Genomic DNA, 22,019 nt, shown 5'->3' on the forward strand with positions numbered 1-22,019 from the left:
CGCCACGACGGGCGGCGGAGCCTCGCTTTACGCAGCGGTATCCAGGTACTTGCCGACCGGCTTGCTGCTCTGGGTGTCATATTTTTCGCTGAGTGCGGCGATCATCTTGTTCAAGGCCTGAGTCGCAATCTGGTTGGTGTTGCCCTGATCAATGGTGCTGTCACTCTGTTTCAACGCGGCAGACAACTCGGAGACGCTGATACTGTCGTTGCTATCGCTGTCCAGCGCACTGAACAGGCTGGCGCTGTCAGTACTGCCGGAGGTGCTCATCTGCGCAGGCGGCATACCGGCAGGAGGCTGTTGCGGTTGCATACCGGCGACCAGCTCCTCAAGGCTGACTGTGCCGTCCTCGTCAGTGTCCAGTGCATCGAACACCTGGCTGCTGTTCGCCGTACTGCCCGCATTGCTCAGGCCGGTGGTCAGCTCGTCGCTGCTAATGGCGCCATCGCCATCGCTGTCCAGCGCGCCGAGCAGATCTTCTGCCTGTTCATCGACCGACTGCATGGGCGGCGGCGGAGGTGGTGTCATCGCGGCCAGCTCGTCGGCATCGAGGCTGTCATCGTCGTTGCTGTCCAGATCGCTGAATGCCTTGCTCAGGCTCACAGTGATGCCATCCTTGCTGTTCGACGACAGGGCCGAGCTCAGCTCGTTCTTGCCAATGCTGCCGTCGCCATCGGTGTCCAGCTTGGCCAGCAGCTCTTCCTGAAACTTCTTGTTGCTGGTGCTGGAGGTTGCACTGGTCGAACTGGTGTAGCTGGAGAAACTGCTGCTTATCCCACTGATCATTGGTCTCACTCCCCTGAGATGAATGTACCCGGTAACGGTGTACCGGCTTTTGCAGACTCGGGGCGTCAGTTGTCGAGGGGATGTAGGCTTTGTACGCGGAGCGTTACAGAGTGCGTCACAGTCGTGGCAGGTCCAGTATCGCCGTCAGGCCGCCGCCTGGCGTTTGCGCGAGCGACAGCTCGCCGCCGATACGCCGCGCCGCTTCCCGCGCAATGCTCATGCCCATGCCTATACCGCCGGAGTTGCGGTTGCGAGAACCTTCCAGTCGGTAGAACGGCTCGAACACGGCTTCGTGAAACTCAGGTGCAATGCCAGGCCCGTGATCGACCACGGAGATGCGCACCCGCTCGCTGCTGTCCTCGATCACGATGTGTACGCTGCCGGCATAACGCAGAGCGTTGTCGACCAGATTCTGCAGGCACGAGCGCAGTGCCATCGGCTGCGTCTTCAGCGGTTTGCACTGGCCTTCGTACTGTACGTCGTCGCCATTGTCCTGGGCATTCTCGGCCTGCGACTCGATCAGTGCCTGCAGGTCGAACTGCTGCAGGCCTTCGCTGCGTCGGTGTTCATTGAGGTAGGCGAGCGTGGCGTCGAGCATGCTGATCATGTCATTGAGGTCCTGAGTCATCTGGCCATGCAGCCTGGGCTCTTCGATCTGTTCGACACGCAGCTTGAGCCGCGAAAGGGGGGTGCGCAGGTCATGGGATACCGCAGCCAGCATGCGCCCGCGCTGCTGCATCTGTTCGCGGATCTTGCGTTGCATCAGATTGAAGGTCTGCGCAGCCTGTCGGGCTTCCTGCGGACCGCTGATTTCCAGTGGCGGGCTGTCGAGGTCTTCACTCAGGCGCTCGGCTGCTTCGCTCAGGCTCTGCACGGGACGGCTGAGGGCCTTGGCGCCGTACCACGCAGCAATGATCAGGGTGATGAACTGGAAAAACAGCAAGATGACCGGGCCACCGAGCATCGGCGGTCTGTGCATGGGCCGCTGATCGAATTGCCCATGTTCGGCGTTGAACTCGTTGGACGGCGGCGGCGGGGGGCGCATGCCGTACTGGGTGAACCAGATGAAGGCCAGCAGGTGCGCCAGCAGAATGGCCAGCAGGGCGCCACCAAACAGACGCGCAAACAGTGTATCGAATCTGCGGATCAACCCAGCTCCCTGGCATCGAACAGATAGCCTTCACCGCGCACGGTTTTGATCAGTTGCGGATTCTTCGGATCATCGCCGAGCTTCTGGCGCAGGCGCGAGACCAGTAAATCGATGCTGCGGTCAAACGCCTCGATCGAGCGGCCTCGGGCAGCATCGAGCAACTGCTCGCGGCTCAGCACCCGATGCGGCCGTTCGAGAAACACACGTAACAGGCGAAACTCGGCGTTGGACAGCGGCACCACGAGGCCGTCGGCGGCGGTCAACTGACGCAGGACGCTATTCAGGCGCCAGGCGTCAAAGCGAATGGTGGTGCGCTGATCGCTGCGTTCGTCGCGGACCCGGCGCAGAATGGTCTGGATGCGCGCGACCAGTTCACGCGGCTCGAACGGTTTGGCCATGTAATCGTCGGCACCCAGTTCCAGGCCGATGATCCGGTCAGTCGGTTCACAGCGTGCGGTCAGCATCAGAATGGGGATATCCGATGTACTGCGCAGCCAGCGGCACAGTGACAGCCCGTCTTCACCGGGCAGCATCAGGTCCAGCACCACGACATCGAAGGTTTCATCGGTCAATGCCTGACGCATCTGCGTGCCATCGGTGACGCCACGAGCGTTGATATTGAAGCGCGTCAGGTAATCGCAGAGCAGCTCGCGAATGGCCACATCGTCATCGACGATCAGCGCACGAACGCTCCAGCGCTGCTCGGTCGATGTGGCATCCAGGGGGGTATCGGGAAGTGCTTGCATAATGCGTCTGTCGCCTGCTTGTGCCGCCATGGACTGGCTGCTGTTGAAGATCAACGCTGCCCCTCATGCTACTTCGCCGGGAGGCTCGGCGGTAGGGTGGCGCGACCGAATGTCGTGCGCATGTCATAAATGTATCGAGATTGATACGAGCGCCTGTCGAGCCTGCCCTGCGAAGCTCACCCTGATAGTTATGACAGTATCCAGTGTCGCGCAACTGCCGTTTAATCGAACGGGCTACCGGCCTGGATGGCTGGTTCTGGGCAGACAAGTTTTTGTCGAGAAAGCCAGGGTCTGTTGCCGTTTCATCGCGGCTCGGGATGAAAGGACGACAGTCCTTGGGGGCATGATCAATCCGCCCGTACGTTTTCTGCATAAACAGGGGCGGCAATCGGATAGCAAAGGAGTGCTGATGATGGTCGATTCAAAAACAACAACGGCTTTAGATGACAATCAAAAAGAGCGTATCGCCCATGGGCTGGCGGGCAGTGGACCCGATTCGGAGCTCGACGCAGACCTTGCTCTGGCAGAGGTGACGGGCGTTGTGGACCCTGTCGATGGAACGCTGAACAAAGATGTCCTGCTCGGTGAGTTTCTTGAGGTCACCTTGCTTCAGTGGGCAGGACTGGTCACTGATCCGGGCGACTTCGATACTTTTTTCATCGATTGGGCCATCGGCGCAGAGGCGGAGACGGACGCGTTTAAAGAGGTGTTTAGCGATATCATTACCGCACCGGTGGCTCCTGGCACCTTTCCCAAGAAGATCCAGATTCCGTTGAGCAGTTTGATGCAAGGCCTGGAAAAGCCTGCAGACGGTACTTACAGTTTGCGCTACCGGATCAGACAACCGAATGATCAACAGACCACCAGCCCGTCGATCAACCTGATCGTCGATACCACGCCGCCGGGCGGGCATTCTGAGCCAGAGCAGATGATTCTGGATACAGATCAGTTGACCCAGGCGTATCTGGATGAACATCCGGACGGTCTGGTCGGCACGCTGCCTGACTATTACGACTGGGCGCCTGACCACAGGGTAGCTTTCTATTACGTCGGCAATCCGTTGCCCGAAAAACCCGAAGATCTGCCGCCTCCGGTCGATGTCGTTAACCTGCCCGGCCCGACTAACAATACGCTGAAATTCCCGGTTTCGGTCATTGGAGCGTCCAGGGACGATGCCTACTACATCGCCTACTTTCTGATCGACAAGGCCACCAACCGCACTCCGCTCTCCAACTACAAGCGCATAGACGTAGCGCTGGGACTGTTGCCCGACAACCTGCAAGACCCCGTCGTGCCATTGGCAGAAAAGGATACCTTGATCGACCTGCCTGACGCAGGAATCGGGGTCCAGGTATCGATCAAGTCGTTCGATAACTGGAAGCCGACCGACCGTATCGAAGTCACCTGGGGCGCAGAAATGCTGAGATCCGAGGAAGTCGGCAGCTATCCAGAGTTTCCGCTTTTGATCAGGGTCCCTGATGAGGTTCTGCGTGCTCAATACAATTTAGCGACTGGCGGTGACCAGGCCACTAATGTGAGTTATCGAATCCTGCGTGGCATTCTCCCTTCCGCAGTGAAAAGCATCAGCGTCAATGTCAATTTCTCCACTATCGGACCTGATCCCATAACCGATCCTGTATGGCCGGATCCGGTCAACGATGCGTTGCCGCTGGTCGAGGTCCGTGGCAAGACTTCCGATTCAGCGAACGTCCTGACAGCAGCGGATAAAGGCGAGGCTGCCAGGGTCCTTTTCAAGCTGTATAACAAGCTTCAATCGGGTGAAATGATCGATTTCTACTGGGGCACAAGGCTCACTTCATCGGCCACCTACACCGTACTGCCTTCAGACGCAGCGGGTTCCGATCGTGAGGTTGAAATACCCTGGGATGATATCTTTGCGGAAGGCAATCGCGTTGATTTGCCGGTTCATTACCGCATTCATGCGCCCGGTTCAGCAAACACCCAGCACTCGAAGGAGACTCTGGTCAACGTAAGCGCCATTGTCATCACCCCGGACGCACCGCTTTTCGAGGGCACCAGTACAAGTGGCTGGCTGAACTGCGATTCACTCTTCGCCAACGGCATCGGAAATCCGGCCACGGATGAGCCGGGGATACGGGTCCGCGTTCCGGATCTTTCGAAATATCTGTCGGACGGTGAGACTGTTACTTTGCACTGGTACGCCTCTACAGGAACTACAGGCGACGCTCTTATTCCGGGCACAGAAAAAGAGGAGGCTATCGTGCTGGGAGCCGACCATCCGGCTACCGGTTTCACCTGGCTGGTCACGCCCTACGCGACACACATTCTGCCTGTCTATAATCCTGCAAGCGGCAGCCCGAACGGGAGCGCGAGGATCAAGTACTCCTTCATCATGAGCGGCGCAACCGAAACCATTACCTCGTTGGAAACCACCGCCCGGGTAGGGATGTACGACGCAGTTGGGGCGTGTCCTATCGTGTTCAAGTCACCTAAACCGAAGAAAAAGTAAGGAAGGTCGCCGGTTCAGGGTGCCTGCGGCAGGCGGCAGGCACCCTGTGGGGTATAAGCAGGCTCAGGTTGCTCCCAAACGGTTTAGGAAGGCCGGCGCGTACCGGGTCATGTCACCTACGCTTATTGGTATTTTCCCCGACGATCTTCTGCTGTCAGAACCTCCCTACGTTTACCTAGGAAACGTCCTACAGAGCATTCGGTTGGATCCCCGTAGTCTTTCGGCCTCTCTCCCGAGACCGCTTTCGGGCAGTCTTCACGGGGTTCAACCAGGTTTACCTCAAGGTAATGCATCGTCATGAATGCTCCATTCGTGCTGCGTCCGCTTTCATGGACATTGAAAACCGTTATTTTTCTCTCTCCCTTGCTGCCTGGCAGTCATGCCTTTGCGCAAATCCTTGTCAACACGCCGCAGACCATTGATGCAACAGGTCCGCTGGACAGCTATCGGGTTGTCAGCACCGGAAATCTGACGGCCAACGGCGCGACAACCCTGCAAATATCCACGATCACCGGGGCGCAGCTGACGCTGACTGGCAGTCAGGTCAGTGCAGGCACCAGCTCTTCAGCCGTCTCGTTGACCGGGGCAGATGCGTTGATTGTCGGCAGCGCCCTGACAGGTGGTGCGGATGGCCTGGGGATGGGCAATGAAAGTGCACGACTGGTCGGTTCCACTGCCACCGTCATCGGCAGCACGATCACTGCCACGAATCGCGGGATAAATGCCGGCTCGCTCAGCAACCTGACCCTGGAAAGTACTTCGGTGACGGCCACCGGCACCAATGGCAGAGGCATGGAGATGTTTGACTCCACGGTGAAGGCGTCCGGCAGTACCCTCACCGGGCAGCAATATGGCGTGCGCTTGCGCGCTGACCCGGCCGTACCCTCAAGCAATTTGTTGGTCCTTGAGGGAACCCGGGTCGAAGGTATCACCGGGTCGGCGCTGATCGTCGGAACGCCCACCGGTGCGCCCGCGACTGCCGATATCCAGGTCAACAATGGTTCTACGCTGACCGGCGGCAATGGCAAGATACTGGAGTTGATCAACGGCTCAACGGCGCACATGACCGTGGACAACAGCCATCTGCAGGGCGACGTATCGGCGGTTGAGGGCAGTACCGCCAGCCTGTCACTGCAAAATAACGCGACCCTGACCGGACGCCTGGAGAACGTATCCAGCCTGTCGCTCAGTAGCCAGGGCCAGTGGGTGATGGTCGAGAATGGTCAGGTGAATGAATTGTCCATGGACGGCGGATCGGTCAGGTTTGGCGACGCGGCCTCGTTTTACACCTTGTCGCTCGCCAGCCTGTCAGGGAATGGTACGTTCATGATGGACGTGGATTTCGGTGGCAAGACCACTGACTTTCTTGACATCACGGGCAGTGCGACCGGCAGTCATACCTTGCTTATCGGTAGCACGGGGGTTGATCCGCTCAGCGATACCAGCTTGCACGTCGTGCATGCGGCAGCCGGCGATGCCAGCTTTTCGCTCTCAGGCGGCGCAGTGGACCTGGGCGCCTGGTCCTATGACCTGATCAAACAGGGCGATAACGACTGGTATCTGGATACCGCCACCCGGACCATCAGCCCGGGTGCACAGACTGTCATGGCGTTGTTCAACACGGCGCCGACTGTCTGGTATGGGGAGTTGAGCACGTTGCGTTCGCGCATGGGCGAGTTGCGCATGGACGAGGCCCGTTCCGGCGGCTGGATACGGACCTACGGCAACAAATTCAACGTGGCCGACGCCTCGGGCTTCGGATATCGGCAGGTTCAGAACGGTGTTGCTCTCGGCGCAGATGGCAAGCTGCCTGTGGGGTCGGGACAATGGCTGGCGGGTGTGATGATCGGGCAGAGCTCGTCCGACCTCAGCCTGGATCACGGTGCCAGTGGCAAGGTCGACAGCTACTCGCTGGGCGCTTACAGCACCTGGCTGGACAGCGAGAGCGGCTACTACGTCGATGGCGTGATCAAACTCAATCAGTTCAAAAACAAGGCCAGAGTCAATCTCAGCGATGGTTCCCGCACGCGCGGCAACTACGACAATCTGGGGGTTGGCGCGTCGCTGGAACTGGGTCGGCTCATCAAACTGAACAACGGTTATTTTCTCGAACCCTACACCCAATTGGCGGGCCTGGTCGTTCAGGGCAAGGACTACGCACTGGACAACGGTATGCGCGCTGAGGGTGACCGCAGCCGGTCGCTGCTCGGCAAGGTCGGTACGACGGCGGGGCGCAGTTTCGATCTGGGCCAGGGACGTACGCTGCAACCTTACGTGCGGGTTGCCGTGGCTCACGAATTCGTCAACCGGAACGAGGTCAAGGTCAACGACAACGTGTTCAATAACGACCTCTCCGGTTCCCGTGGCGAGTTGGGGGCGGGCGTTTCGGTGTCACTGTCTGACAACCTGCAGTTGCATGCTGATTTCGATTACAGCAATGGCGATGCCATCGAGCAGCCGTGGGGCGCCAGTGCAGGCTTGCGTTACAGTTGGTAGCGACAGCGAAGCGGGGGGCTGATGCTTGATCGATGGCGCTGATGCGCCAACGGTCCTATCACTTGTGCCAGTATCCGCAAAAAAAAACAGGGTGTTAACTGACGGGCATGGCGGTCGGCAAACGGGTCGGCCACCGCTTTCTCCTACTGGAGGCCTGGCTCATGTCTGTCATTTCAAAGTGGATCGAACGGATCAGAGTCCTCTTCTGGCCGGCTTCAAGACGCAAGAGCATGCTGCTTGCGCCGCCTGTGATCGCCGAACTCCTGCCTGACGTACCCGGCGGTGAACCCAATCTGCTTCCCAGCAGTGCCTGGCTCGTGCCGTTGCGGGTCGATTTTCCCATGTGGCAAAACTCCGAGCCCACTCCGGGCGACCCTGAGTATCTGCGCGTGTACTGGAATGACCTGCTGCTGGAGGAGAAGGTCTGGACCAAACCTGTACAGCCTGTCGATCTGTTCATCATGATCGCGCAGCAATACCTGGGCGAAGGCCAGCATCGACTCCGTTATAGCGTCGAGACCGCCAATCAGGTGCAGACCGAATCCGAAACACTGGCCTTTGTCATTGATAAAACGGCACCGGTATTCGCAGACGAAGGGGCGCTGATTTTTCCGGAAGAAATCATCAGGGATGGTCTTACCTCGGCCTGGCTGGACTCTCATGGCAACACCGTGCTGGCCGAAGTGCCCGCGTATTTTTCGCCGAGCGCCGGGGATCTCATTATCTGGTACTGGAGCAGTACGCTGACGGGCTCGGAGCACACCGGAACCCTGACGCTTGAAGCGTCCGACATCGGTAGCACGATCAATATTGCCTTCGACAAGCAAATGGTTCTCGAGAGTGGCGATGGCATTCGTTATGTGTCCTACAGGTTGAAGGATCGCTCGGGGAATGCCGGGCCCCGTGCGCTGGCTGTTTCGCTGCTGGTGCGTGCTCAGCCAGTACCGCGTGTGCTGCCACCCCCGCGGGTTCAGAAGGCGTCAGGCTCGGCAAGCGCCAGTACGCTCGATCCGTTGGATGCCTATCAGGGCGCCGTGGTATCGATACCTGAGAGTGCCGTGATTGCTCCCGGTGACACCGTCCGCGTCCAATGGGCCGAGCCCGGCAGTGTGGGGGCCTTTCTTACGGAGGTAGCAGACTCGAGACTGTTCAACATTCCTTCCACACAGATTGCCCAGCATTTCGGCAAGTCGATCCCCGTTTATTATGAGGTATTCGAAAAAAGCGCCGCCCCGCCTTATCTTTCGGACCTGCATACGCTGAGTATCATGGTCATGACAGGCTTTCCGGTGGTGCAGTGTGACAAAGTCTCCGGGGGGCGTCTGAGCCTGCAGGACATTGCCGAGGGAGGCTACGCACGGTTCACGCTCGACAGTTGGTCATTCATGGGCACTGACCAGTTCCTCACCATCGAGGTGCATGGTGTCAGCAGTGCTGATAATCAATTGTTGATCGTTAACGTTCTGGATGAATACCCGGTGCCGCGGGTGGACGATAAAATCGACGCCGGTGTTATCAGCAAAACGGATTTGAAGGCATTTAATATAGGCACTCAGCTCGATGTCCGGGTGCGTGTGAGTTTCGACCAGACGCTCTCCTGGCAGTCTTTTCCTTCGCTCAGACCAACGTTGTACCCCTGAGGAGGAGGTCATGGACCGCCAGTTGGCAGTCCATGATGCATTGCTACTTGTAGGTCATCGTGAAGCTGAGGGCTCCTTTGGCCTTGCCCGGCCGGATCGCGCCGCTGGCCTGTGTCTGATAGAAGCGGGCGTAGAAGTTCAGCACAACGTTACCGGGTGTGATCGCCATGATTGGCACTTCGGTCTGCAACTCCATGGGCGTGACTCCATCACCTTTGAGAACCTGAATCCCCATGCCCTTGGCGTCCGAATCGCTGGTCAGGGTGAAAACCCCGCTGCCGACAGGGCCCTCGGGGACCGAGCCTTCGACACCATCGAGCTGGATATGCGCCGTTGCCACGAAGCCGTCACCCGTATAGGTCTCGCAGTTGCTCAACGCAATACTGAATGGCACCGCAGGTGTGGTGAAACCGGGACCGGTGAAGTCAGCGCTGTCCCACTCACCCAACTGCACCGTGTCGGCACTGACCGGATCTGCACCGACGCTGCACTGTGCCTGAAGTATTGTGCCGGTTAGCCCGAACTTCATGATCCTGCCAAGCGTTGTCACGCTTCCGGAGAACAGTTCACTGCCATTGAGCACATTGGGGCCGGAGGGAATCGGTCCGGTCTTGACCAGCGTGACATAGTTGTTCAGATGAAGAAAACGCAGGCTCGTGAGCATTTTCTCGTGGTCGTTGAGGCCGATGAACGGAACGGAGGCGCTGCCACCTACAGGCGTGAAGCAATTGGGGCAGTTCCTGTCATACGGAAACTCCAGTCTTACCCGCACCCCGACGCCCGGAATATTGGTTTGCAGTATCTTGCCTGTGAGGTCTTCCCCGTTTATAGGGTCCACCGTGCCCGGAAAGATCGGAGCCGTTGCCGTAGCGTTGAATTCCAGAAGCGCCGTGCCGTCATTTTTGCAGGCCGCCTCCAGACCTGCCTGGTCTGGTGTGGCGTTAAGCATATCGATGCTGCCGATAAAGGTACCCACTGCGGCGTCTTTGGGGACGTAGAGCGTGCCGATGTCGCGCCGGTAATCCTTTATTCCCGGTGAGGAAACCCAATAACAATCGTTGCTCGGTGTGTCATCCGGTTCTTCGGAGTAAGCCGCAGCACTATAGCTGGTCCCCAACAGGATCAGACTGGGGAGCAGGGCATTCAATGCAGTGTTCATGGGGTGATTCCTGAAATAACAATGTCGCGGACGGCTCAGATCTGATGTCACTGGGTACACGTCATGTCTTGCATTCGGTAACCCTTGGCCAGAGGCATGCCCGCGGGGTCTATGTGCAGACGACACTGAGGGTCGCTTTTCTCACCCCAGCGGACATCGAGGATTTGGGCCTGCATGCCGGTAGACAGCAAAATCTGCCCGCCTTGCCCTGCGATGCCCAGGATGTTGCCCTGCGCATCGCTGACCTGGGCGCCGAATGGCAGCGGCTTGCCAATGTCAGTGGTTGCATTGATGACCAGGCGCGTCACCTTGCGCGCAGCGAAGGTGGTCTTGATCACGGCCCCCCTGGCAGGTACCACTTGAGTACTGGCGTTATCGATTTCCACCTCGGGCCCCAGTCGGTCGGTTTGCAAGGTGATCGGGTTATAGCGGTAGGGGCGCAGATAGGGCATCAATGCGTAGCCGCGACTATTGGTCCTGACACCGGTAGCGTTCTGTATGCCAACGCCGGGTGTATCGGGTACTTCGATCAGGGCGATGGTATCGCCCAGATTCGGGCCGAACTCGATGCCGTCCGCATGCAGCAACAAGGCGCCACTGACGTTGACTGATGCACTTCGATAATCATTGCCCTGGGTCACGCCGGCGCCGAGGCTGGCGAAGGGCGCCTGATAGCCTGCCGCAAGGCCTGCACTTTGCTGTTTGCCGTCATCGTTGCTAAGACTGGCGTGATAATTGACGCGGTTTTCATAGAAGCTGCCGCTCAGGCTGCCCCGTTGACTGTGGCGATTGGCGCTGCTCTGCAGGTCGAGTGTGGCATTACTCGAATGGCCGGTGTCGAGGGGCATCGAGATACTCAGGCCGAACTGCCGGTCGTTGCCGCGGCTACTGTCTACGCTCAGTGACTGTGAGGCGTAGAAGTTGTAGGTGATCCCGGCACGATGGGTGTTGACGTTGAGTTGAAATTGCCGCTGCTCGATATCGCGGCCCCAGTAATCCTGTTGCGACAGCGTCAGACCTACGCTGCTGCGTGCGCCGATTCTTTGATGAATCGAAGTTTCCAGACGGCTTCGGCGGCTGCCTGTGAACGTAGCGTCGTTGCTGCGCTGACTGACGGCTTCGTCGAAATCCCGATAGCCTTCGGTGGAGTAGCGATAACCTGCGAAGCGCAGATTGGTATGGGTAGTGAACGCCTTGCCATACTTGATGGCGTAACTCATGCCCTGCACGCTGGACCGACCGGTTTGATCGATATTGGCGCGTGACCGGGTCACATCGAACGCCATTGCCCCCAGCAGGCCCATGTCCCGCGACACGCCCAGTGCAGCGGCGTGGTAGAAGTCGCTGGTCATCAGTCCGCCATAAAGGGTCGAGTTCCAGCCTGTTCCAACGGCCAGAGTGCCTTGCCACAGCCAGGGATGCTCGGTGGCGTAGGCGCCGTTGAAGCGGCCCAGGGCTGTGCTGTATTTCCAGACGCCTTCGCGCAACAGGTTGCTGATAGTCGAGTAAGGTTGGGTAAAGCGCCGGACCTGACCATCGGCCTCGGTCAGCACGATCTCCAGTTCGCCGCTGCCCGCCGTGTTCAGGTCATCTATTTCATAGGGGCCCGCACTGACATACGTGGAGTAGATCGGGTATCCGTTCTGCAGCACTTCGAGTTTGGCCCTGCTTTGCGCCACGCCACGAATCACCGGTGCGTAACCCTGCAGGGAATCGGGGAGCATCTCCTGATCGGTTTTGATCAACCCGCCCTTGATCGGCACGCTCCGGAAGACATCGCCGCCGGTGTAGGTTTCACCCAGGGTCAGGTTAGCGTGCGTGCCGGGCAGGTCGCGCTGTGCATAAGCGTAGGCTCTGGTCCATTCGCGATGTCCCTGTGCATCCTGGCGCACGCTTTGATTGCTGCGCAATCGCCATGATCCCAGGTTGATACCGGTGTTTAGGTACAGGTCTGCGCTGCTGCTGGTGCCTGTCTCCCTGTGGGTCGTCTGTTGCGCCGAGGTCTGGTAATTGATGAAGGCGGCGTTGATGCCGTAATCCCAAAGCGCCGGGTCCACTCGACCGTTGGCATCGCGGCGCATGGCGATCTGCGGTATCGAGATCGACAGTTGCAGTTTGCCGCCGTCGAGTACGACCCTGGAGTCCGGAATCAATTGCCCCAACGCGACACAGGCGACTTGCAACGAGGCCGGGTCGGCCAGACTGTCGAGGCGTACGCCGATCTGCTCAAGCAATTCCGACGACAGGCAGGGCAGCAGGCCGTTGCCTTGCGGGTCGGCATCGAAACGGATCTGCCGTTGGCCGAAATAGCGCATATTGACGTGGATTTCTACCCAATGGTCGCCTGGCCCGAGGCTCTCGACAACTGACAACTGGTTCAGCACGCTGGCCGCGGCCGCACTGTCATAGTCCTGGCCCTGACGCAGGAAGCCGGACTGGAAATTGACAGGGGTTGCCGCCTTGGTCAGTTCCAGCGGAACGGTCACGCTGCCGCACACAATCAGCACCTGCATAAAACGCAGGCGCACCGGTATGAACCCGGAATCGGGTAATAGGGTCATGTTCAATGTCCTGGGGATGAAGCGTGCCAGCGCTGTTTCAGTCAGTCAGCGTGGCCGTAGCTGTCTGCGGCTGGCTGTAGCCGCCGTAATCGTTGATCGCGGCAAACACCACCTGCAGGCCCGGTACCGCTTTCGTTTCGTTGAGCGTGTAATGGCGAGAGCTGAACGGGCCAAGCATGGCGACTTCACTGACCTTTTCAGTCCTGCCACCGCCGGAGACGTCGAGGCGAATGAACGACACATGAAAGGGCGTCGGATTCATGGCGGTCAGCTCTGCCTTGCCGGCAATCTGCCGGACCGACCATTGCAGGTCCTTGAGGCGGGCAATGGGGTTTTCAGTCAGCAGAACCGGGCGATAAAACAGTTTGATACGGGTACGCAGGGCAATATTCAGTACATTGCCTTGCGAAGAGTCGGCTTGAGGTATTTCCTGCACGTTAAAGTAGAACAATGACTCACGATCAGAGGGCAGGTCGTGGGGCAGGCCATTGATCTGTACCTGTTGTTCCTTGCCCGGATTAAGGCGGAAAAGTGGCGGCGAAGGTGCGAATGGAACGACGGTGACAGTGTCGTCTGCCTCCGTATTTACCCAGGTCTGCACCGCGAACGGGCGATCACTAGGATTGGATATGACCACCGACGTACTGCGCTTGTCGCCGTCGAACACTATACGCGTTGCGTTGACGGTCAGTGCTGCCTGGCTGGCGGGTATATAAGCTGCGCACATGAATAACATCATGCACCCCGCGAGGGCAGGTCTTTTAAAAGCCTGTTGGCAAATCATGGAAAGTTACCTTGTACGTTCAGATCCGAACGGACCTGAACGTAGTGAAGATGCTTCACGTGAAAAGACTATTGATCCTTACACAGTGAGCGAGTGGGTCGATGTATCAGTTGATCGCGACAACAAACTGGACATCCGCCGAAGCAGCACCGGGTTGAACGGTAGCCAGTGTCGAACGGTAGTAGGCGTTGAACACCATGTCGGTGACACCCCCCTCGACCAGTGGATAAGGCGCCGAGGCGTCGCCTGGTTTGATGGAGGTACCGGTCTGGTCCTTGATCACGATCGCAACGCCCTTTGCCCCGTCGACAGTAGGGGTGACGCCGAAGTAGTCGCCGCTGCTGTCAGGGGCGCCGATGAAGGTGACTTTGGCAGTGTTCGCGGCGCCGCCAGACGTAAGACCGCAACTACCGTCGTCATTGACGCGCAGGGCAAAGCTCTTGCCAGACAGTTCGTCACCGATGCCGGTGAAACGGTTGGCTTCGATAGAGCCCATGTTCACCACGTTGCCGATAGAGCCATCGCCCGGATTGACCACTTCGATAGGGCAGGTGGTGGCGGTGATCTTGCCTTCGAAACGGATGGTGCCGGGGCCGGGGTTGGCGGATGCGACAGTGCCGGTCAGTGTAGTCGCCAGAGCAAGGCCCAATACGGATAGCATTTTGTTCACGATTAAAACCTTATAAGTATTAAAGTTGCAGGACTAAAAATGTAACTATTAATGGTGTCTTGGTAGACGGTTTGTGTTGTGTGTCATGACGGGGCGGGAGTTTACAGCAGGAGCGTTAGTTGCAAAGTCTCTGAAGCGCTTTGTTTAATGGCGGGAGGTGTAGGATATTTCCTGAACTAGTGTCATACATTTAAAATCTTGAGTTTTATGTTGTTCCGGGTTTTTCATGGGGCTGTGATTTTTTGTTCGGGCAGAGAACCCGAAGGGCAAATGTAACGGTATAGAATTAGAGGCGATGACTGAAATGCCGCCGACAGTCACGAGTTTTTTGTCAGCGGCGGGAAGTTCAGCTTTGGTACATGCGAATATCGCGTATAACCTGGAATACGTCTGGCCCTAAGCCGGGAATCCGTTTAAGAAAAGCCGTTCGCTGTAGAAGCCATGAAGGGCCACTGGATGCTGCTGTATTAGTTGCCGATTGCTGGTTGACCCTGGCGTTAGGCCCTTTCGTCGGCCGCGGGTTCGGTTGAGGTGGCACACCCCTCAAGATGGACGCTCTTGGAATATCCCCATCCCTAACCAATCCGGGTACGGCCAAATTCGCTGGGGCAGACCCACGTCGCGCAGCTATTCCAGGCGCGGCCTGCAAATCGTCAAGTGATCTCCTCAATATCTTACTTCCTTGGTCTAAAGCCTTGGTCGTAGCCTTGAGCGCGCTTTTAACCGCACTTTTCAATAGCATCCCACCGACGTCCAAAGGTATCGCGGCGTAGCCGACGTATTCCCCTATCCGAAGGGCTGTGTCGTCTCCTTTCGCCGCACCATAAGCAGTGGCAGCCGTTGATGCAGCACCCAGAACGGTCCCTGCCGCCAGCACCCCGGTTGCGACGTAGGCCGCCGCCTGTGAGGTCATCGTGATACCCAGGACCGTTACAGGAACCGAGGCGGGCGCGGCCAATCCAAACGATGCATATGTCGCGTAGGCACCTGCTGCCGTGAACGCTACGCCAACCGCAAGCATGACCCAGGTCATCATTCCAATACCCCCCGACATCTCTGCAGGTATCTCATCCTCATCGGGTCGTCGCAGCCTGCCACTCTGGGAGCTGGCGTCATGCCCGGTGGGGTCGCGCCAGGCAATGGGATTGCCCAGGCAATAGGTATAGGGGTTGACCCCGCCTGCACCAAAGGGGCTCAAGGAGTCAGGGCTGTGAAAACGCATCATGCCCGGGTTGTAGGCTCTGTAGCCGTTGCCCAGCAGGTACCAGCCCGTATCTGTCTCGCACACCTCGCCGTTGAACCCGGCAACGCTGAGCAGCACGTCATCGCTGTGGCGTTCTCCGTAGGCGCTGTAGACAGCCATTCGCAACGTGTCCTGCTGGAACTCACCGAGAACGCTCTGGTTCGCATCCGTCAGCAACAGCAGGGTTTTGGCAGGTTCTCCGATGATCTGCTGGCCTATGGGTTGCTCGTCAATGTGCAGAAACTGAGTACGTCGGTCGTCCTGCACCGTGCTGCTCAACTGCTGGCCCTGATAAAAACGCAGTATTTCGCTGTCACTGCCATTGCGGGTGGTGGCCAGATGATTATGGCCGTCGTACGTGTAGGTGTTGATGGGCTCACCCGCCGGTTTTGCCACCCGAAGAAGGCGGCTCTGGCTGTCGTAGTGCAACTGGTTGCCATGCTCGTCAGTGCACTGATTGCCGTTGGCGTCATAGCTGAACGTCGGGTCCGGCGTGTCCCGTGGAGGCCTGTAGGTGATGCCCAGTAACTGGCATTGGTCCTCGGAGTCGGGGTCACCCTCTTTGCCATAGCGGAAAGTGGCTGTTTCAGTGTTGCCGTCGGCAAATTTGGTATAGCTCAGGGTCATGTTGTCCAGCTCGTCGAAGGTGAACGTCTGGCTGAGCATCGCCTTGTCGGAAGCGTGCACTGGCAACTTACTGCCTGAATAGGTGATGCCGGTCAGCCGGGCTCGGGTGTCATACCTGAACTCTTCCAGCAGCAGCGTGTTGCCCGCTTCCCGCAAGTGGCGGCTTCGCATGAGCCCGTCGGGTTGCCATTGCTGTTCCAGCGTACGTACAGGGTGATTGCCGGCAATCTGCGTCCTGAGCACTTCCTGCCCTTGGTCGTCATATTCCATACGGTTTATCAGGCGGGTCCCGGCGACGATATCATGGGTTGTCATCTCGCAGGGCTGACCCAGTGTGTCATACCGGGTGGTCACCTCCACGTTGCCCTGAGCGGCACTTTCGAGTCGGCCGAACGTGTCATACCGGTAAGTCGTTTCCACGCCTTTGACACTGTTTTTGACGCCGCCTCTAACCCGGCCCTTGACTACGTCTTTAACCGGATTTTTGACCTCTTTTTGTTCGACATCGGTGCGATACATCGTACGGCCCTGCAAGGATGTCCGATGCAGGGTTTGCCAGGTCCGGCCTTGCAGATCTTCCCAGGTCTCTTTGGTCAGCTGGTTATGCGCGTCATAAGCGTAAGCGCGCTTGCCCTGCTGATTAGTGGCAGAGACCAGGCGGGCACTGACGTTGTCATAGTCGAAACGCGCAGCGTCATCCGGTGCAGTACTGGAGACGATCTGGTCGGTGAGCTCCCGCTTGTAGGTGTAGCTGATGGCATCACCCATGGCCGTCGTGCGGGTTTTGACCTGCATTTGACCATCCTCGTACTTGTAGTGCTCCACACGTTGCCCTGCCTGCGTCCGTGTCAGACGGCCCAGCCCGTCGAACTTCTGTTCGCCTGTCAGGGTTTTGGTAATACCGTCCCGATGAATCACGCTCAGGCTGGTCGGCAGCTCGGTGGTGCTGAACGGTTCATATTCACGATGTGCCTCGCTGCTATCCGGCAAGCGTGTTCTGACCATGCGCGACCAGGCGTCATAGCTGAACAGGGTTGTGTCGTCTGACTCGTCAGTCTGCTGCGTGCAGCGCCCCATTCCGTCGTAGAGAAAGGTTTGTGAGCCCAGATCTTCTCCTGCTGCGTTCTGGCTCTTGATCTTGTCCGGTTTGCCGAACATGTTCAGCCAGGTCTCGCTACGACCACTGATCAGAGGTTCTGCGTCACTGCTTTGCACCCACGTCTTCTGGACCGGACCGTTATGTTCTTCACTGCCGATGGGGTCGTAGTACTGGTGGGTCTGCACGCCGTGATCCGAGGTAATGACAGACTGGCGGTTCCAGTCGTCGTAGGTGTAGGTACTTTGCGTGGTGAACCGTTGCTGGTTGTCGAACCAGTCGTAATCCATTTCGTATTGCACATTGTTCCAGGCGTTGTATTGCGCTGTATGGATCATGCGCATCGCTTTCAGATCATTGCTGTCGATGTGGTCCCGTTCCTCGAGTATTGCCCGGCCCAGGCCATCCATGACAGAGCGGGTCCTGACCTTGCGGGCGTCGGTCAGCACTTGTTCTGCATGCTGTCCCGGAGCGGAACACAGGGTGTACTCGTACTCGCGACTGGCTTCATAGCCAGCACTTGAATTCGGTGCGATCGTTTCCTTGGTAAGCCGGTTGAGCGCGTCATAGGCATAGCGGATCTCCACGCCTTCTTCCAGGGTCATCAGCACCTGGCCGGTCAACAACGACTGCTGTTGCTGCTTGCTTATGCGGGCATTGTCGAAGCCGATAGTGGTGATCTCTATCAGCTGTACCGGGACCTGCAAGTGTTCGCTGTTGTCCTTGTTGTTGCCCTTACCCTTGTTCTTGCGGTTGCTGCTGTTGCTGTGACTGATGCTGGCGTGGCTGTACTCGTAGACGGTAACGGTGTCCTTTCCATTCAGGGACTCGATATTTTTCCCGGTTCGACCATGCTGGAAAGGCGCGTCCGGCTGGTTGATGTGCTCCAGCAGGATCTTTTGCAACTCCACAGAGGTTCCATCGCTTTCAAGCTGCAGCAGTGTTTCGGTTTCCGGCACGATCCAGTCGGGTAACTCGCTGCCGGTCAGTGCAGGCAGCGCGCTGTAGCGATAACGTTTGGACAGGGTAGGGGCCCCTGGCTGCGACGACAGGGCGGGTTTGACCACTTTTTCTTTCAGTCGTGAGACAAACCCTTCCGCATCGGCCGGGCAACCGTCGCCACCGGCGGCCGGGTACCAACTGCTGACTTCTTGGATCCCGTCGGCGCGTGTATGCACCAGCGGATTGCCGTAACGGTCATAGGTATTGGTGACGGTTTCTGTGCGCGTGCGCTCAGGCTCGTCCAGCCGTTGCCAACGGGTGGTGACTTCGCTGGGTAGCTGACAATCGTCGGGCTGTCTGGAGTAATGCACGTCCTCCAGGATGTTGTAGGCGGTGGTGACCGTTTGCTGGTTTTTGTTCTGGGTGGTGACTTCGCGGGTCTGCAAGTGAAAGCGGTTGAAGGTGCGCTCTATGCTGCGCACGGCCTTGTTGTCGACCCACAGGCTTTCGGTACAGACATAGTTGTACTCCTGCAGATATTTATAGAGGTTGTCCAGGCCGTCGTCTTTCCAGGCGATGGGCAACCCGGCACCGAGAAAATTTCGTGAGCGTTGCTGGCCGTCCTTGTAGGTATATCGCACATCGACCTTTGCCTGACTGAGGCCGGGATCGGTGATGTGTCTTGTCACTCTGGGTATGGGCTGGCGAGCGGCGCTGGATGGAAACGCATGGCCTTCATCCTGATAGTAAATTTCTTCGCTGCTTCCAGAGGGCGTCTCTACATGGTTGATGCATAACTGATTGCCGTTCTTCAGGGCATATTCGAAGCGCCACGACGCATTGTTCTCGGTGGGCAGGGTGATGCACGTTACGTGTTTTGTGCCGGTGAGGGTCATCAAAAAGCGCGCCAGTGGAGTACCGCCAGTGCCCGCGTACGGATGCAGTTTCAGCTCGACGGATGTACTGCTGCGTGCAATTGCCAACAGCGTCTGACCCAGGTCGTCAGTGATCGAAGCAAGTCTGTAGGTGCTGCTGTTGAACACCGTGTGCTCGAGCGCGATGCTGTGTCCCGACGGGGCGATGATCTTTACCGCCCAGGCCATTTTTTTATTACCGCTGCTGTGCAGCTTGAGGATTTCCATCAGACCTGATTTGTGCACCACCCGGTAAGACGTATCGTCCTGTTTGTAGAAGTGGAAGGTGTCAATTTTCTTCTCGGTCATCGTCAGTAGACCGTTGCTGCCGGTGCCGTCGACCCGGAAGGTCTCGCCTGTGCTCAGGGACAGGATCTGGGTGGCAGGGTCGTACTGCGACAACTGCAGGTTCCAGCCCAGGCCGTAGCCGCTGTCCAGCGTATTGAGCTGATTGTAGGACAGGTCGAGTCGGAACCCTGGCCCGCGCAGGTCATTGCTCTGCAGATCGGGCATGCTGATCGATATGTTGTAAAGCCCGGTGCGTGGGTCGACGCCGCTTTTCAGACAACTCATGAAATTGAGCGCGTTGGAGTGCACGGAAGTGGAAGCAGCCATGGAGCGGACCTCGCTGATTGATGCGTGCCAAGCGCAGCGGTGTCTGACGATTGTGCAGTCCTTGCGCTCTGGTCATTGACGACCCCCAAGCCTGAACGCCCTGAGGCGTCCGTGTGGCTGGAAGTCTTGCCTAACCCTAACAGTCCTTACCCGGGCAACAACCTAGCAGTAGTGCTAGTGGGCAACCGATGGGCATCGGCGTAAAAAAAGTCCTATCCGCACTTGCAGGGTCAACCCTTGCGACCTACCCATTTCAGCGGAAACGAGAAAGGAGTCTCACTCATGGCGCTGAATTTCCCCGCCCCCAAGGTGCCTGACTTGCAGCAGCCCGGGAACTACCTCGATCTGGATCAGTTGGGCAGTGCCGACCTGACCACCTGGATCGACTACCCAGGGATCAAGAACGGCGATCGGTTCATGCCCAACTGGCGAGGTTGCGGCGCCCTGGGCGAAGTGGACGACTACGTCAACGATTTGATCGAGGTCGCGGGGCTGCAGCCTGAAGGTATGCTGCTGATGATCACTAACCCGTTGCTGATGAGGCTTGATCAGGGCTGGGTGTTTTACTCGTATGTAGTCGAGGGCAGCATCGAGGAATCCCAGCGCCTGTTCTTCTATGTCGGCAAACGTCCGTCAGCCGCCGCCGGGCTGGGGGTGCCGCAATGCAAGGAGTCTCACGATCTGAAGCTTGACCCCGGCCTGCTGTGGGATCTTTCTGAGCTGTCGATCGTGACGCCGTCGTATCTGGCCATGCGCGAGGGCGACAGAGTGACCCTCACACTGGATCTTTATTACAGTGACGGCAGTTTCGCGCTCCCTGTTATCCTGTCCCGGGTATTGGCGGTGGAAGAGGTGGGCCAGCCTTTGCAGTGGTCGATACCGACTAACGAACTGGTGCCAATTGAAACGGGTGGCTTCGCGCTGATGAGCTACCTCATCGAGTACGGCGATCCCGCATTGACAACGGTTTCGGTCACCCAGTCGCTGGCCATGGTCATACCCTCCTTGGCGTTATTGCCGGCCTTGAAGATCAAGGATTTCAGCGGCGGCTCACTGGACCCGGAAGCCTTCCCTGGCGGCATCACCCTGCTGATCGATCCTTTCGGCATGCAGATCAATGACGATGTCGTGGTTTACATCTCCAGCGGCAATCAGCTGGTGCAGACCCTGAGGGCCGACATATCCAATATCGACAGTGGCGTGCTGCAGTTCTCGCTGGCGAAGGCCTGGCTTTCTGCCAATAACGGCAAGAACATCGAGCTGATGTATCAGTATGCGCGACCGGGCCATGCCGCCAGCTCGTTGCCGCTCAAGGTAACGCTGAGCCGTCCGCTCGATCTTCCTGTGCCCGTTATCGACGACGCCCAGATCGAGAGCGCTGAAGAATGGGGAGTAGTGGGCTATATCCATGCCTCGTTGCTGCTGAGCGGGGTGAGAATTCGCATACCGAAAGATGTGTTCATCGGCGACGACTACACGATACAGATGCACTGGGAGGGCAATACAGGCACGGGCAGCTTTATCGCCGATCCTTCGCCAGACAACCCGCACCTGTTCATCATCCCGTCCACAGCGGTCCCGGCCAATATGGACAAGTGGGTGAGCGTCTATTACAGCGTCGTTTCACCGTTGCAATCAGGCACTTCGCCAGTCTTCAAGCTGGAAGTCAGAGGCCTGGGCCCCGTTTGGCCATATATCCAGATCATGCGACCACGCGTTACCGATACCCTGCTTTACCTTGGCTGTGTGCCACCGGAAGGTGCGCTTCTCGAGCTGGCATCCTGGGCCTACATGGCACCCGGGCAACGGGTACGAATCAAGGTTACTGGCTTGTCCCAGTCGGGTTCGCCACAAGCGCTCGGGCTACGTACCGGCGCCGCCGAACCGCTCACTGAGGCGGAATACGATGCCAGGCAGGTGCCGGTGATCATCCCGAGGGATTTCCTGGACAGTCTGCAAAGAAAGAGTCTGACCAACATCGTCACGGTCGAAGTCAGCTTTGATGACGGGGCGAATTACACACAGTTTCCGTCTATTAATTTCATCGTACTGGATGGTCTTTTTTTATAGGCCGGCAGGCTGGCGCAGGACGCAACAGC

The 22,019-nt window shown here is 58.0% G+C and carries 12 protein-coding genes; 4 read left to right on the forward strand and 8 right to left on the reverse strand.

Features of this window, described 5'->3' with window-relative positions; genetic code table 11:
• Nucleotides 1-27 precede the first annotated feature (27 nt).
• The 3 genes from xopAW to BT119_RS02100 all read right to left on the reverse strand — a co-directional run bounded on the left by xopAW (nt 28) and on the right by BT119_RS02100 (nt 2,682).
• Entirely contained in the window at nt 28-786 is a 759-nt protein-coding gene (xopAW, locus tag BT119_RS02090) for an EF-hand domain-containing protein (RefSeq protein WP_003366739.1), read from the reverse strand.
• 115 nt (nt 787-901) lie between these two features.
• The gene (locus BT119_RS02095) at nt 902-1,936 is read right to left on the reverse strand and encodes a sensor histidine kinase (protein WP_003433089.1); all 1,035 of its coding nucleotides are present in this window, start codon (nt 1,934-1,936) and stop codon (nt 902-904) included.
• On the reverse strand, nt 1,933-2,682 hold the full coding sequence (locus BT119_RS02100) for a response regulator (protein WP_004661894.1): 750 nt from the start codon (nt 2,680-2,682) through the stop codon (nt 1,933-1,935). Before BT119_RS02100 ends, BT119_RS02095 begins: the two co-directional genes overlap by 4 nt.
• A 409-nt stretch (nt 2,683-3,091) precedes the next feature.
• Between BT119_RS02100 and BT119_RS02105 the strand changes: the two genes are divergently transcribed.
• The 3 genes from BT119_RS02105 to BT119_RS02115 all read left to right on the forward strand — a co-directional run bounded on the left by BT119_RS02105 (nt 3,092) and on the right by BT119_RS02115 (nt 9,309).
• Nucleotides 3,092-5,173, forward strand: a complete 2,082-nt coding sequence (locus tag BT119_RS02105) for a hypothetical protein (RefSeq protein ID WP_072364661.1) — start codon at nt 3,092-3,094, stop codon at nt 5,171-5,173.
• A 297-nt stretch (nt 5,174-5,470) separates the two neighbouring features.
• On the forward strand, nt 5,471-7,669 hold the full coding sequence (locus BT119_RS02110) for an autotransporter outer membrane beta-barrel domain-containing protein (RefSeq protein ID WP_058396465.1): 2,199 nt from the start codon (nt 5,471-5,473) through the stop codon (nt 7,667-7,669).
• Between the two features lie 107 nt (nt 7,670-7,776).
• A complete protein-coding gene (locus tag BT119_RS02115) occupies nt 7,777-9,309 on the forward strand; it encodes a hypothetical protein (RefSeq protein WP_058415985.1) in 1,533 nt (510 codons plus the stop codon).
• A 43-nt stretch (nt 9,310-9,352) separates the two neighbouring features.
• Here the strand turns inward: BT119_RS02115 and BT119_RS02120 are convergent, their stop codons facing one another.
• From BT119_RS02120 to BT119_RS02140, 5 genes are all read right to left on the reverse strand, one after another.
• Nucleotides 9,353-10,468 (reverse strand): fimbrial protein, encoded by a 1,116-nt coding sequence (locus BT119_RS02120; protein ID WP_072364663.1) that lies wholly within the window; start codon nt 10,466-10,468, stop codon nt 9,353-9,355.
• A 47-nt stretch (nt 10,469-10,515) separates the two neighbouring features.
• Nucleotides 10,516-13,029 (reverse strand): fimbria/pilus outer membrane usher protein, encoded by a 2,514-nt coding sequence (locus BT119_RS02125; protein ID WP_072364665.1) that lies wholly within the window; start codon nt 13,027-13,029, stop codon nt 10,516-10,518.
• A 37-nt stretch (nt 13,030-13,066) separates the two neighbouring features.
• Nucleotides 13,067-13,813, reverse strand: a complete 747-nt coding sequence (locus BT119_RS02130) for a fimbrial biogenesis chaperone (RefSeq protein WP_058396462.1) — start codon at nt 13,811-13,813, stop codon at nt 13,067-13,069.
• 106 nt (nt 13,814-13,919) lie between these two features.
• Complete coding sequence (locus BT119_RS02135) at nt 13,920-14,483, reverse strand: fimbrial protein (RefSeq protein ID WP_003366760.1); 564 nt, start codon at nt 14,481-14,483, stop codon at nt 13,920-13,922.
• Between the two features lie 346 nt (nt 14,484-14,829).
• Entirely contained in the window at nt 14,830-19,920 is a 5,091-nt protein-coding gene (locus BT119_RS02140; protein ID WP_072364667.1) for an RHS repeat-associated core domain-containing protein, read from the reverse strand.
• 282 nt (nt 19,921-20,202) lie between these two features.
• Between BT119_RS02140 and BT119_RS02145 the strand changes: the two genes are divergently transcribed.
• Nucleotides 20,203-21,990, forward strand: a complete 1,788-nt coding sequence (locus BT119_RS02145) for a hypothetical protein (protein WP_072364669.1) — start codon at nt 20,203-20,205, stop codon at nt 21,988-21,990.
• The last annotated feature ends 29 nt before the right edge of the window (nt 21,991-22,019 follow it).

Origin of the sequence: Pseudomonas sp. NFACC10-1 (assembly GCF_900119195.1) — a bacterium.
Lineage (GTDB): Bacteria > Pseudomonadota > Gammaproteobacteria > Pseudomonadales > Pseudomonadaceae > Aquipseudomonas > Aquipseudomonas cerasi.

Excerpts from the sequence above, each read along its gene's own strand:
- BT119_RS02125 (WP_072364665.1), bottom strand. The coding sequence starts at position 13,029 with ATGACCCTATTACCCGATTCCGGGTTCATACCGGTGCGCCTGCGTTTT.
- BT119_RS02120 (WP_072364663.1), bottom strand. The coding sequence starts at position 10,468 with ATGAACACTGCATTGAATGCCCTGCTCCCCAGTCTGATCCTGTTGGGG.
- BT119_RS02145 (WP_072364669.1), top strand. The coding sequence starts at position 20,203 with ATGGCGCTGAATTTCCCCGCCCCCAAGGTGCCTGACTTGCAGCAGCCC.
- BT119_RS02115 (WP_058415985.1), top strand. The coding sequence starts at position 7,777 with ATGGCGGTCGGCAAACGGGTCGGCCACCGCTTTCTCCTACTGGAGGCC.
- xopAW (WP_003366739.1), bottom strand. The coding sequence starts at position 786 with ATGATCAGTGGGATAAGCAGCAGTTTCTCCAGCTACACCAGTTCGACC.
- BT119_RS02105 (WP_072364661.1), top strand. The coding sequence starts at position 3,092 with ATGATGGTCGATTCAAAAACAACAACGGCTTTAGATGACAATCAAAAA.
- BT119_RS02110 (WP_058396465.1), top strand. The coding sequence starts at position 5,471 with ATGAATGCTCCATTCGTGCTGCGTCCGCTTTCATGGACATTGAAAACC.
- BT119_RS02100 (WP_004661894.1), bottom strand. The coding sequence starts at position 2,682 with ATGCAAGCACTTCCCGATACCCCCCTGGATGCCACATCGACCGAGCAG.
- BT119_RS02140 (WP_072364667.1), bottom strand. The coding sequence starts at position 19,920 with ATGGCTGCTTCCACTTCCGTGCACTCCAACGCGCTCAATTTCATGAGT.
- BT119_RS02130 (WP_058396462.1), bottom strand. The coding sequence starts at position 13,813 with ATGATTTGCCAACAGGCTTTTAAAAGACCTGCCCTCGCGGGGTGCATG.